Source organism: Corynebacterium sp. 122RC1, assembly GCF_024580955.1.
Classification (GTDB): domain Bacteria; phylum Actinomycetota; class Actinomycetes; order Mycobacteriales; family Mycobacteriaceae; genus Corynebacterium; species Corynebacterium kozikiae.
The window spans coordinates 139,124-151,217 of record NZ_JANIKD010000005.1; the positions used below are offsets into that span (position 1 = coordinate 139,124).

Below are 12,094 nucleotides of genomic sequence, written 5' to 3' on the forward strand. Positions count from 1 at the left end.
AAACGCCTGCCTTTTCTTATGCCCAAACGATGCCCCCACTTTGCCCCACATTCCCCACTTTGCCCCACCCAGTGTTTCCCTTCCTGTCCATGGGATGAACCACTGGGATTGCTGGAGTGTAGTGTGGCTCATGTTCCAGGCGTTTCAGTTCGGCGCACAGTCCGCGGTGTATAAGCTGCCCCACTGGCAGAGAACTCACAGAACTGCAGGCAAAGCTAAGAAAAAACTGCAAAAATCTTTTGAGAAATCCGGTGCCGCCTATTGTAGGTGGGGCAAAGTGGGGTATTGTGGGTCGCAGTGACGGCGCTGCTCCATGCAAAGGGGGTCTGTGCGGTTACTGCAGGAACATCCAAAATCTGGAAAAACACTTCAGTCCTCTGTGCACGGGTTCTGCGGTTGTCATGAAAAGGAGGTGCATGTGCCATGTTTTTGGGCACCTACACCCCCAAACTTGATGACAAAGGCAGACTCACCCTTCCCGCGAAGTTTCGCGATGACCTCGCGGGGGGACTCATGGTGACAAAGGGGCAGGACCACTCCCTGGCCGTGTATCCGCGTGAAGAGTTCACCGCGCGTGCACGGAAAGCGGCGGCGGTTTCTCGCACCAACCCTGAGGCACGTGCCTTCATCCGCAACCTGGCTGCCAGCGCGGATGAGCAACGCCCGGATAGTCAGGGGCGCATCACGCTTTCTGCGGCGCACCGTGAGTATGCGGGCTTGACCAAGGAGTGCGTGGTGATTGGTTCAGTGGATTTTCTCGAAATCTGGGATGCCCAAGCCTGGGAGCGCTACCAGTCTGAGACGGAGGCCTCGTTCTCCACCGCAGACGGTGAGTTCCTTGGAGACCTGCTCTAAAACACAACTGCATTCAAAGCTGGTGTTCGTAAGGACTCTGCTCGAAGCCTTGCGTTCTGGTGTACTTCCCCGACATCAGAAAGCGCTTCGGGTAGGGCTCTATGCACACCAGCCTCCCACCACACCGAGCGCACTCACATGAAAGGGGGGACGGCGCGCATGTCTCTACAGCACGAACAGCAACCACAGGAACAACCGCAAGCTGCTGAAGCAGCCGTCTCCTACGACATCCAAGAAAACCAAGGCCACGTCCCTGTCATGCGTCAGCGCATGGCGCAGCTCATCGCCCCGAAGGTTGAAGAGCTGGGCGAGAATGCCGTGATTTTGGACGGCACCCTTGGGGCCGGCGGCCACACCGAATACTTCTTGCGCACGTTTCCCCAGGCCAGCGTGATTGGTTTGGACAGGGATACGGATTCCCTGGCCAAGGCGAAGAAGCGCCTAGAGGGTTTCGGGGATCGCTTCTTGGGGCTGCACTGCCGCTTTGACCGCTTTGCGGAGCCACTCGAAGCAGCGGCCGCAACAGGAGGTAAGGCCCGTCCGGCGACCATCGCCCAGGAGTTGGGCTTCGCGGGTGCGCTTTTTGACCTGGGCGTTTCCTCCATGCAGCTTGACCAGGTGGAACGCGGTTTTGCGTACCGGGTAGACGCGCCGCTGGATATGCGGATGGACCCCACGCAGGGGCTCACCGCGGCGGACATTCTGAACACCTACAGCCACGGCGAGCTGGCCCGCATCCTCAAGACCTATGGTGATGAGCGCTTTGCCGGCAAGATTGCCACGGCGGTGCTCAAAGAGCGCGAGCGGGAGCCTTTCCACAGCTCAGCGCGCCTTGTTGAGTTGCTTTACCAGGTGATTCCCGCGGCCACCCGCCGCACCGGTGGGCACCCAGCGAAGCGCACGTTCCAGGCGCTTCGCGTGGAGGTGAATCGTGAGCTTGAGGCGATCGAGCAGGTTGTCCCCGAAGTACTGGGGCGGCTCGTAGAGGGCGGCCGCGCGGTGTTCATGAGTTACCAGTCCTTGGAAGACAAGATCATCAAGCGTCACTTCGCAGAGGCCTCCACTGCGAAGACTCCGCCCGGGTTGCCCATGGATCTGCCGGGTATGGAGGCCAAATTCAAGCTTGTTACCAGGGGCTCGGAAAAGGCCTCGGCGCAGGAGATTGAAGAAAACCCGAGGGCGGCATCAGTGCGGGTGAGAGCAATTGAAGCACTGCAACCCCCAGAACGTATCAGCACAACCGGCACCACCAACACGACTTACGGAAGCTAGCACCATGACGATCACTGAACCCACGCGGTCCACGCAGAAGGTACGTTCGCCACGCCCAACACGAAGCCAGCGTTCCCAAAGCCACCTCTCTCGCGACCTCAGCGGCCAAAGCTACCGTGAGGGCGCCGCTGTGTTGACCCGGACCGACGCTGCCGCCGGCGAACGTCGGAACGCCCCCCAAGCCTTCCGAAAGGCACCTGCGATCGACGCGCCCAAGCGCCGCAATTTCCAGCGCAGGGCTGGCTCGAATCAGGTGTTCTCCTACCGCGGGCGCAGAGTGGAGCGGCCGAAGGTTGATCAGCACACGGTGCGGTTGGTCATCGGCATCACCGGGTTGTTGGTGCTCGGTGTGTTGGCGTCGATGCTGCTTTCCGGAATGGCCACCAGCCAAACCTTTGCGTTACAGCAGCTCAAGGCGCAGGAGCGAATCCTGGCAAACCAGGTGGAAACTCTTAATCGCGACCTGCAGGAAGTTTCCTCCTCTGCAGCGCTTGCCCAAACTGCCGCTCAACAGGGAATGGTGCTGCCCGACCAGCCCGGAATCTTGGGCACGGATGAGCAAGGCAACACGGTGGAGCAACGCCCGGCTGCTGACCTCACCCGCCCTATAGTGGATGTCAATGGTGAGATGCCGTCTGGCGTCCGCGCAACCTCTGACCCGGAAGGCACAGAAGAAGTCAGTGGCACGTTGAACGCCGTGCCGCAGCCTTACGCCCCGAATCAGGCAGTGAGCGCACCATACGCAACCTCACCAACGAGCAACTAAAACCAAACGATTAACCACAGGCAACCACAGCCCGGCAAAGGGCCAGGACACGGTAGCGAAGGCGGAAGTACGAACAGTGAGTACGAGGCGCACGGGCCCGCATCAAGGCAGATCAGGTGACGACGCCCCCATCGCCCGAGCCGCTCAGCGAAGCATGGGGCGGCCAGGCATGAGCCGGCGCGTGCGCATTGCCACCGGGCTAGTACTGCTGCTCACCATCGGTTTGGTGGTGCGCTTGGCAATGGTGCAAACCATGTGGGGGCCCGGACTCGCTGAACAGGCGCAAGAGCAGCGCAAGCGCACGTATGTGGATTCCGCGCGCCGCGGGGAAATCCTGGATAACCAGGGCAAGCAGATCGCGTACACCATGCAGGCGCGTTCCCTGACCGTTTCACCGAACATTCTGCGCGAAGAACTGCGCTACAACGCCATGTTGGAAATGCAGGAGTCCGGAGACTGGAGCAAGTACGCGGGTGAGGCTCGGGAGCAGCAGATCACCGAACGGGTGCAGGGCTACCTTGAGGATTACTCGGAGCAAATCCCGGAGATCATCACGGCCTCCGCAGCGAGCAACAACAACGTGAAGCCGGATGAGATCCTGGAGAAGCTCAACTCCGATTCCACCTACCAGGTGCTGGTGCGCAACGTGGACCCGGATGTAGCGGAGGACATCGCGAGTAAGTTCCACGGTGTGGCCGCGGATATGCAAAACATTCGCCAGTATCCAAACGGCGCGATCGCTGAAAACATTGTGGGCAAAATCAGCGCAGATGGCCAAGGGCAGTTCGGATTTGAGGCCTCAAATGATGCCCTGCTTTCCGGTATTGACGGCAACGTTACCGTGGACGTATCTACCGACGGCCAGGCGATCCCCGGCACCACGCGTGACGTCGTTCCCGCAGTTGACGGTGCGCAGGTCACCCTCACTCTGGATCTTGACCTTCAAACCTATGTGCAGCAGGCCATCGAGCAGGCGCGGGCAAATTCCAATGCGGAGAGTGCTTCCGCCGTGGTGCTCGATGCGAAAACCGGCAAGGTATTGGCCATGGCGAACACGGACACCATCGACCCAAACGGTGACATTCAAAAGCAGCTTGAAGAGGGCAAGGTGTTTGATAACACCTCCATTTCTGCTCCTTTTGAGCCCGGCTCGGTGGCAAAGATCATCACCGCGGCCGGCGCCATTGAGGACGGCCTGACCACACCGGATGAAGTTCTCCAGGTTCCCGGTTCCATTGACATGGCCGGCGTGACGGTGCGAGACGCTTGGGACCACGGCGTGGTGGGCTACACCACCACCGGCATCTTTGGTAAGTCCTCCAACGTGGGCACCCTGATGCTTGCGCAGCGCCTCGGCGAGGCCCGCTTTGACCAACTGCTCACGGACTTTGGCATCGGCCAATCCACCGGCATTGAGCTTCCCGCCGAGTCCCAGGGCCTGCTGCCACAATTCGAGCAGTGGTCCGGCGGCACCTTTGCCAACCTCCCGATCGGCCAAGGTATGTCCTGGACCTTGCTGCAGATGGCAAGTGTGTACCAGACGCTGGCCAATGGGGGCGAGCGAGTGGAGCCCCGCATCATTGAAAAAGTGGTGGATTCCCAGGGCAACCAGGTGGAACAGCCTGCGCCGGAAGTGACCCAGGTGGTGAGCGAATCCACCGCGCGAACCGTAGTGGATATGTTCCGCTCAGTTGCACAGTCGGATCCAATGGGCGTACAACAGGGCACTGGCGCCGGTGCAGCGATCGAGGGCTACCAGGTCTCCGGCAAAACCGGCACGGCCCAGCAGGTGGATCCAAACACGGGCGCCTACTCCAATTCGGCATATTGGATCACCTTTGCCGGCATCGCACCGGCGGATGACCCCCGTTTTGTGGTTGCCTTGATGCTGGACAAGCCACAGCGCGGTGTCCACGGTGAGGGTGGTCAGTCGTCTGCCCCGTTGTTCCATGACATCGCATCTTGGCTGTTGGACCGCGAAAACGTGCCGCTTTCCCGCCCGATGGAAGGCCAGCTCATTCTGCAGGCGCAATAACCTCCCCCTAATCCTCATTGGACCGAGCAAAGACCTGAAAAGAAAGGAAGCCAGGATGTCTTTTGAGCCACTCGACCTCACGCAGATCGCGGCGATCGCAGGCGGCGAGCTGTTTGGTGCTGGCGCCAAGCCGGTGACGATCACCGAGGTGGGCCTCGATTCCACCCAGCTTCCTGAAGGAGCACTGTTCGCGGCCCTGCCCGGTACGCGCAGCCACGGCGCTCGCTACGCAAACAGCACGAAAGCTGCGGCGGTGCTTACCGACGCCGAAGGCAAGGCAATCTTGGACGCATCCTCCGGCGGTGCTGCAGTCCCGGTGATTGTGGTGGATCAGGTGCGTAAAGTGCTGGGCAAGGTTGCAGCGGCGGTGTACGGCAACCCCTCAGCCAAGTTGAAGGTCATTGGCATCACCGGCACCTCGGGGAAGACCACCACCAGCTACTTGCTGGAAAAAGGCCTACTCGCTGCGGGCAAGCAGGTGGGGCTGATTGGCACCACCGGCACGCGGATCAATGGCCGCCCGGTGCCCACCAAGCTCACCACCCCGGAAGCCCCCACGTTGCAGGCGCTGTTTGCCACCATGCTCGGAGAGGGCGTGACGCACGTGGTGATGGAGGTTTCCTCCCATGCGCTTTCCCTGGGCCGCGTTGATGGCACCGAGTTCAGCGTGGGTGGGTTTAGCAACCTCTCCCAGGACCACCTGGATTTTCACCCCACAATGGAAGACTATTTCCAGGCGAAGGCCTGCCTGTTTGCCCCGAATTCACCACTGCGTGCCCAGGCACAAGTGATCATGGTGGATGACCAGTGGGGCCAGAAGATGGCGCACCTAGCCGGCCCAAGTGCGATCACCGTGGGCACCAACCCACCTCAGACCCAGAATCAGGACGAAAAGCCGGACTTCTTCACCCACGACGTCCGCGTTGAGCCCAGTGGCTCCCAGCATTTCCAGCTCACCAATGGGCTCACAACAAAGCAGGTTTCCCTCCAATTGCCTGGGGCCTTCAACGTGGCAAACGCGGCTTTGGCTATTGCCCTTGCGGCCCAGTTGGATTCCGTGGACCTCGATCGTTTCCTCGAAGGCATCAGCCACGCCCAGGTGCCTGGGCGGATGGAACGGATTGACGTTGGCCAAGATTTCCTCGCCGTGGTGGACTACGCCCACAAACCTGCCGCTGTGGCGGCAGTGTTGGACTCTGTGCGCGCCCAAACCGAGGGCAGGATTGCCGTGGTGGTGGGCGCTGGTGGGGATCGCGACTCAACCAAGCGCCCCATCATGGGCGCAGAAGCAGCGCGCCGCGCGCAGCTCGTGGTGGTCACCGATGACAACCCGCGTTCCGAGGACCCAGCCGTGATCCGCAGCCAGGTGCTTGAGGGCGCCCGGGGGCAGGAGCGGGCCGCAGCAGACGAGGCTGCAGAAATTGCAGAAATTGTAGAAATTGCAGACCGCGCAGAGGCGATCCGCTTTGCCGTGCAATGGGCATCCGCGGGCGATGCCGTGGTGATCGCCGGCAAAGGTCACGAGGTTGGCCAGCAGGTGGGCGATACCGTGCACCACTTTGATGATCGCGAGCAGCTCACCCAAGCCCTACAAGAGCGAGCCCTCCAAGAACGAGGGGGCGAGGGCCAAGCATGATTCCACTGACTACCGCGCAAATCGCCGAGATCACCGGCGGTACCCTCAACGATCTGTGTGACCCAAACACCGTTGTCACCGGCACTGTGGAGTTTGACTCTCGCGAGCTCACCCCAGGAGGGCTGTTTGTGGCGCTCAAAGGGGAGCGCGTAGACGGCCACGATTTTGCCCACGCCGCCTGGCAGCAGGGGGCAGCAGCAGTGCTGGCTTTCAACGAGGTTAACGCCCCGGCAATCATGGTTCCCAAGGTGGAGCGGGTTTCGGACAGCGCTCGCGGCAGTTACGCCCTGGCGCACGACACGGACGGCCAAGTAGCCTCCGTCTTGGCCGCGATGGGCAAGCTCGCCCGTTACGTAGTGCAGCACACCGAAGTGCAGGTGGTGGGCGTGACTGGTTCGGCAGGGAAAACGTCCACCAAAGACATGCTGGCCACGATCCTGCGCACCGCGGGCAACACGGTTGCGCCCCCAGGGTCTTTCAACAACGAAATCGGCCACCCCTATACCGCGCTGCGGGTGCAGCAGGATACGCAGTACTTGGTAGCGGAACTTTCCGCACGCGGGCTCGGGCATGTGGCGCATCTCGCGCAGATCGCCCCGCCGAAGGTTGGCGTGGTGCTGAACGTGGGCTCGGCACACCTCGGAGAGTTTGGCTCCCGCGAGGTCATCGCCCAAGCAAAAGGCGAGCTCGTGGAAGCGCTTCCAGCCGAAGGCACCGCGGTGCTCAACATGGATGACCCCCTGGTGTGGGCCATGCGCTCCCGCACCGCAGCCGAAACACTCAGCTACGGCACACATGCAGAAGCCGACGTCCGCGCGAGCAACATCACACTGCAGGCAGGGGCGCTCGCGGCGTTCACGTTGGAGTTTCCCGACGCAGGCGGGCACCGCCCCACGTACCAAGTCGAGCTGCAGGTAGCAGGCGAACACCAAGTGTCCAACGCATTGGCGGCGGCAGCCGCAGCCTTTGCCCTGGGCCTGGAACCGCAGCGCATTGCGGCGGCGCTTTCTGCCCACGTGGCGGCGTCGGCACACCGCATGGCGGTGCGCTCCCTTGGCTCCGTGACCTTGATCGATGATGCCTACAACGCCAACCCTGAATCCATGCTGGCGGGGCTGCGCGCGGCGCGGGTTGCCGCCGGTGATAAGGGCAAAGTGATCGCTGTGCTCGGGCCGATGGGGGAGCTGGGCGCGGACGCAGATCGGGAACATGCCGAGCTTGGTGCGCAGTTGGCGGGCCTTGGTGTGGAAGTATTAGTCGCTGTTGGCGCGCCGCACATCGCGGCCGGTGCAAGTGCCGCCGCAAGTACCGTCACCGTGTTGCAAGCCGAAAGCAATGCCCAGGCGGCGCAGCAGGTTTTGGAATACCTGGGTCAAGCCGGTCATGACGTGAGAGATGTAGTGGTGCTAGCAAAAGCTTCGAACGCCGCCGCTCTGTGGGAAGTCACGGACTTACTCGCAGAAGCATTGGCTGGGCAGGGAATTGGTAGGCAAGGAGAGGTAACACAGTGACACAAATACTGATCGCGGGCACCGTGGGTTTGTTGGTGTCCATCTTTGTCACCCCAATCCTGATCCGCAGGTTCAGCGAGGCCGGCAAAGGCCAGGAGATCCGCGAAGAAGGGCCAAAGTCCCACCTGCGCAAGCGTGGTACCCCTACCATGGGCGGCATTGCCATCCTCGCCGGCATCGTGGCCGGCTATCTGGTCACGGCCATCTACGGTGAGATCACCGGCTACGGTGGGTTCACTATTTCCGGCTTGCTGGTGCTTGGCCTCACCCTGGCGCTCGGCGGCCTGGGCTTTGCGGATGACTTCATCAAGCTATTCAAAGAGCGCAACCTGGGCTTGAACAAGAAGGCCAAGCTCATCGGCCAGCTCGCAATTGCCCTGGTATTCGGCGTCCTCGTGCTGCAGTTCCCCGACGAACAGGGCCTCACACCAGGCTCCACGCACCTGAGTTTTGTGCGCGACCTCGACACCGTGGACTTCATGGTCGGCGGCACCTTCATCGGCATGGTGCTCTTCCTGCTGTTCATGTACATCCTTATTTCCGCGTGGTCGAACGCGGTGAATCTCACCGATGGCCTGGATGGCCTCGCCGCAGGCGCCACCGCGATCGTGATGGGTGCCTACTCCCTGATCACCTTCTGGCAGTACCGCAACTCCTGCTCGCTCGGCGCTGAGCCCGGCTGTTACAACGTGCGTGATCCTCTTGACCTCGCGGTGCTCGCGGCCGCCGGCCTGGGCGCCTGCTTGGGCTTTTTGTGGTGGAACGCCGCGCCCGCCAAGATCTTCATGGGCGACACCGGCTCCCTCGCCCTCGGCGGCCTCGTGGCTGGCCTGTCCGTGGCCTCCCGCACTGAGCTGCTCATGATCATCATCGGCGCCCTGTTTGTGATTGAGGCCGCCAGCGTGGTGATCCAGGTGATCGGCTTCCGCACCAAGGGCGTGCGCATCTTCCGCATGGCCCCGTTCCACCACCACTTTGAAAACGGTGGCTGGGCGGAAACTACCGTGGTGATCCGTTTCTGGCTGGTGGCCGCGGTGGCATCCCTGATCGGCGCCTCCATCTTCTACGGCGACTGGCTCCGCCTCGCAGACGGGATCTAAACATGGCGCATGCACATCCCAACCTCAACTTAGGCCGCGTACTCATCGCCGGTGCGGGAGTCACCGGCAAAAGCGCAGGAAAGGCCCTCGCTCCGCTGTGCGATGCAATGATTACCGACGCCAACAGCACCGCACTCCACAAGGCAGCAGAGGAGATCCGGCGCCACAGTGCTGACGGTGTTGACGGTGCAGACATCACTCCAATTGCCCCGGAGGAGATCGACTGGGAGCAGGTGGACCTTGTGGTCACCTCACCAGGATGGGCTCCTAACTCTCCGCTGCTGGTTGAGGCCGCGGCCCACGGCGTGGAGGTTATCGGCGATGTGGAGCTGGCGTGGCGCCTCGACCAAGCCGAGGTCTTTGGGCCCAAGCGAACCTGGATCGCCATTACTGGCACCAACGGCAAGTCCACCACCACGGCGATGCTGGAGACGATGCTGCAGGCGGGCGGGCTGAAGGCCCAGGCAGTGGGCAACATCGGCGTAGCCGTCCTGGACGCGGTGGTTGGCACACAGCGCATCGATGTTCTTGCCACCGAGCTCTCCAGCTTCCAACTGCACTGGACCAACACGTTTGTTCCGGACGTTGGAGTGTTCCTCAACGTGGCGGAGGACCACCTGGATTGGCACGGCAGCTTTGATGCGTATGCACAAGACAAGGCAAAGGTGTGGAAGGCCCCCATTGCTATTGCAGGCGTGGACGATCCCACCGTTGCTGCAATGGCGGCACAGGCACCCAAAGCAATCACCGCGTTCACCCTGGCAACCCCAGAGCCAGGCCAATTCGGCGTTGCAGGCGGCAATCTGGTGGATGGCCAAGGGCGTGTGATTGCCCCCGCTGAGGGCATCGACCCCGCCGGACCTGCCGGAGTGCTAGACGCCCTGGCTGCGTCGGCAGCCGCGCTCGCCGTGGGCGTGGAACATGCGGCGATCGCGCAAGCACTGTCTACGTTCCGGGTGGCGCAGCACCGCGGCCAGACCGTGGGGAGTGCGAGGGGCATCGTGGCCATTGACAATTCCAAGGCAACCAACCCGCACGCCGCAGATTCGGCGCTCGCGGGTTTTGAGAGCGTGATTTGGGTAGCCGGAGGCCAGTTGAAAGGTGCAGACGTGGCACCCCTCGTGCGCGCCCACGCCCATCGGTTCAAGGCTGTGGCCTTGCTCGGTCAGGATCGTGAGCTTTTCGCCCAAGCCATCAGCGCCCACGCACCACAGGCGCGGCTGATGCTCACCGAGCAGACTGAGCCGGGTGCTGCGATGGATGAAGTGGTGGCCTGGGCGGTCGCGCAGGCAGACCCAGGTGATGCGATCGTGCTCGCTCCTGCCGCGGCGAGCTTGGATATGTACTCCGGGATGGGGCAGCGCGGCGACATGTTCGCGGAAGCAATCACACGGGAACTCGAGGACTAGCCATGCCAGCAGCACCCGCACGAAACCACAAGACGCAGCAAGCACCATCAGCACCGGTGGGCCTGCGCGGCTATATCCGCGACCGATTCATGGAGGTCCGCCGCCGCCCACTCACGGATTACTACATGATTCTGGTGATCGTGGCCCTTCTTTCAGGGATTGGCGTGGTGATGGTGGCCAGCGCATCCATGACGTGGTCGGTGCTCGACGGCATGTCCGTGTGGTCCACCGCGCTGCGCCAAACGATCATGGTTGCCGTCGGCTTCGCGGCGATGGTTGCGGCGATGTGGGTGCGGCCCACCTTCATCAGGCGCTTTTCCGGACTGTTCCTCCTGGTATCAATCGTGCTGCTGCTGCTCGTGCACGTCCCCGGCCTGGGCACAGGTAGGGACGAGGTGGGCGCCCAAAGTTGGTTGGTACTGGGTCCGCTCCAATTCCAACCCTCTGAGGTAGCACGTGTGGCTATCGCTGTGTGGGGAGCCCACTTCCTCGCGGACCGCAAAGCCAACGGCTACTCGGGTGCCGGCTCCAAGCTGTGGAATCCGCTCACCCAATTTTCCTTGGTGGCAATCGGTATCACCTTGCTGATCCTCTTGGAAGGCGACCTCGGCATGGCCGTTGCCTTCCTCCTCGTGGTCGCCGCACTGCTCTTCTACGCTGGCATCGACTGGCGCTTCCTCGCACTTGCAGGCGTCACGCTCGTGGCAGGTCTCGCTCTGGTGTTCATGGGCGGCGGCTTCCGCTCCAACCGCTTCACGGTGTACTTCGACGCCCTCTTTGGTCGCTTTGAGGACACCCGCGGCGTGGCGTTCCAGAGCTACCAGGGCTTCCTTTCGCTTGCCGACGGCGGCATGTTCGGCGTGGGAATCGGTCAATCGCGCGCGAAATGGTTCTACCTCCCCGAGGCTAAGAATGACTTCATCTTTGCCATCATCGGTGAGGAAATGGGGCTCTTCGGTGCCTCCATTGTGATCGTGTTGTTCGGCTTGCTGGGCATAATGGGTCTGCGCACCGCGCGCCGTAGCTCCAGTCAGTTCCTCGGCTTGCTGGCCGCCACGCTGACCACGTCCGTTGTGGTCCAGGCCTTCATCAACATCGGCTACGTGATTGGAGTGCTTCCGGTGACGGGCATCCAGCTCCCCATGATCTCCGCCGGTGGTACGTCGGCAGTGATCACGCTCGCCGCAATGGGCCTGCTGGCAAGCTGTGCCCGCCACGAACCGGAGGCAATATCCGCGATGCAGTCCTATGGCCGCCCCGCGATTGATCGCCTGCTGTTCTTGCGCGAACCCACGCTGCAGGGCCTGGATACGCCGAAGGTGGAGCGGACCAGCCGCAACCCCCAGCGCCCGCGGCAAGCTCAGGACCACCGGGACAACCGGGACCACCGGGGCAACCGGGACAACCGGGAACGCATCCACACTGGTAGCGTGAATGATCGAGCACACCGACGCCCACCGCGCGGCGCCGGTGGCGGTGGTGCGAGCCGGCGGCGATAAACCGGAACGTA

9 protein-coding genes are annotated in these 12,094 nt (G+C 62.2%); all 9 read left to right on the plus strand.

Features of this window, described 5'->3' with window-relative positions; all coding sequences use genetic code 11:
• The first annotated feature begins 423 nt into the window (after positions 1-423).
• The 9 genes from mraZ (at position 424) to NQ050_RS04220 (ending at position 12,083) form a co-directional block, all read left to right on the plus strand.
• Positions 424-855 (plus strand): division/cell wall cluster transcriptional repressor MraZ, encoded by a 432-nt coding sequence (gene mraZ / locus NQ050_RS04180; RefSeq protein ID WP_257038029.1) that lies wholly within the window; start codon positions 424-426, stop codon positions 853-855.
• 159 nt (positions 856-1,014) lie between these two features.
• Entirely contained in the window at positions 1,015-2,127 is a 1,113-nt protein-coding gene (rsmH, locus tag NQ050_RS04185) for a 16S rRNA (cytosine(1402)-N(4))-methyltransferase RsmH (RefSeq protein WP_257038030.1), read from the plus strand.
• 4 nt (positions 2,128-2,131) lie between these two features.
• Positions 2,132-2,893 carry a hypothetical protein gene (locus tag NQ050_RS04190; protein ID WP_257038031.1) on the plus strand — a complete coding sequence of 254 codons (762 nt, stop codon included), beginning with the start codon at positions 2,132-2,134 and terminating at the stop codon, positions 2,891-2,893.
• 169 nt (positions 2,894-3,062) lie between these two features.
• Positions 3,063-4,928 (plus strand): penicillin-binding protein 2, encoded by a 1,866-nt coding sequence (locus NQ050_RS04195; RefSeq protein WP_257038057.1) that lies wholly within the window; start codon positions 3,063-3,065, stop codon positions 4,926-4,928.
• A gap of 55 nt (positions 4,929-4,983) precedes the next feature.
• Positions 4,984-6,564 (plus strand): UDP-N-acetylmuramoyl-L-alanyl-D-glutamate--2,6-diaminopimelate ligase, encoded by a 1,581-nt coding sequence (locus NQ050_RS04200; protein WP_257038032.1) that lies wholly within the window; start codon positions 4,984-4,986, stop codon positions 6,562-6,564.
• Positions 6,561-8,075 (plus strand): UDP-N-acetylmuramoyl-tripeptide--D-alanyl-D-alanine ligase, encoded by a 1,515-nt coding sequence (gene murF, locus NQ050_RS04205; protein ID WP_257038033.1) that lies wholly within the window; start codon positions 6,561-6,563, stop codon positions 8,073-8,075. Before NQ050_RS04200 ends, murF begins: the two co-directional genes overlap by 4 nt.
• Complete coding sequence (mraY, locus tag NQ050_RS04210; RefSeq protein ID WP_257038034.1) at positions 8,072-9,175, plus strand: phospho-N-acetylmuramoyl-pentapeptide-transferase; 1,104 nt, start codon at positions 8,072-8,074, stop codon at positions 9,173-9,175. The genes murF and mraY overlap by 4 nt, the downstream gene beginning before the upstream one ends.
• Before the next feature lie 2 nt (positions 9,176-9,177).
• Entirely contained in the window at positions 9,178-10,584 is a 1,407-nt protein-coding gene (gene murD, locus NQ050_RS04215) for a UDP-N-acetylmuramoyl-L-alanine--D-glutamate ligase (RefSeq protein ID WP_257038035.1), read from the plus strand.
• A gap of 2 nt (positions 10,585-10,586) precedes the next feature.
• Positions 10,587-12,083 carry an FtsW/RodA/SpoVE family cell cycle protein gene (locus NQ050_RS04220; RefSeq protein WP_373456445.1) on the plus strand — a complete coding sequence of 499 codons (1,497 nt, stop codon included), beginning with the start codon at positions 10,587-10,589 and terminating at the stop codon, positions 12,081-12,083.
• Positions 12,084-12,094 lie beyond the last annotated feature (11 nt).

What these genes read in the sequence shown, in the direction of transcription:
- mraZ (WP_257038029.1), top strand. Translation starts at nt 424, where the DNA reads ATGTTTTTGGGCACCTACACCCCCAAACTTGATGACAAAGGCAGACTC.
- rsmH (WP_257038030.1), top strand. Translation starts at nt 1,015, where the DNA reads ATGTCTCTACAGCACGAACAGCAACCACAGGAACAACCGCAAGCTGCT.
- NQ050_RS04190 (WP_257038031.1), top strand. Translation starts at nt 2,132, where the DNA reads ATGACGATCACTGAACCCACGCGGTCCACGCAGAAGGTACGTTCGCCA.
- NQ050_RS04195 (WP_257038057.1), top strand. Translation starts at nt 3,063, where the DNA reads ATGAGCCGGCGCGTGCGCATTGCCACCGGGCTAGTACTGCTGCTCACC.
- NQ050_RS04200 (WP_257038032.1), top strand. Translation starts at nt 4,984, where the DNA reads ATGTCTTTTGAGCCACTCGACCTCACGCAGATCGCGGCGATCGCAGGC.
- murF (WP_257038033.1), top strand. Translation starts at nt 6,561, where the DNA reads ATGATTCCACTGACTACCGCGCAAATCGCCGAGATCACCGGCGGTACC.
- murD (WP_257038035.1), top strand. Translation starts at nt 9,178, where the DNA reads ATGGCGCATGCACATCCCAACCTCAACTTAGGCCGCGTACTCATCGCC.
- NQ050_RS04220 (WP_373456445.1), top strand. Translation starts at nt 10,587, where the DNA reads ATGCCAGCAGCACCCGCACGAAACCACAAGACGCAGCAAGCACCATCA.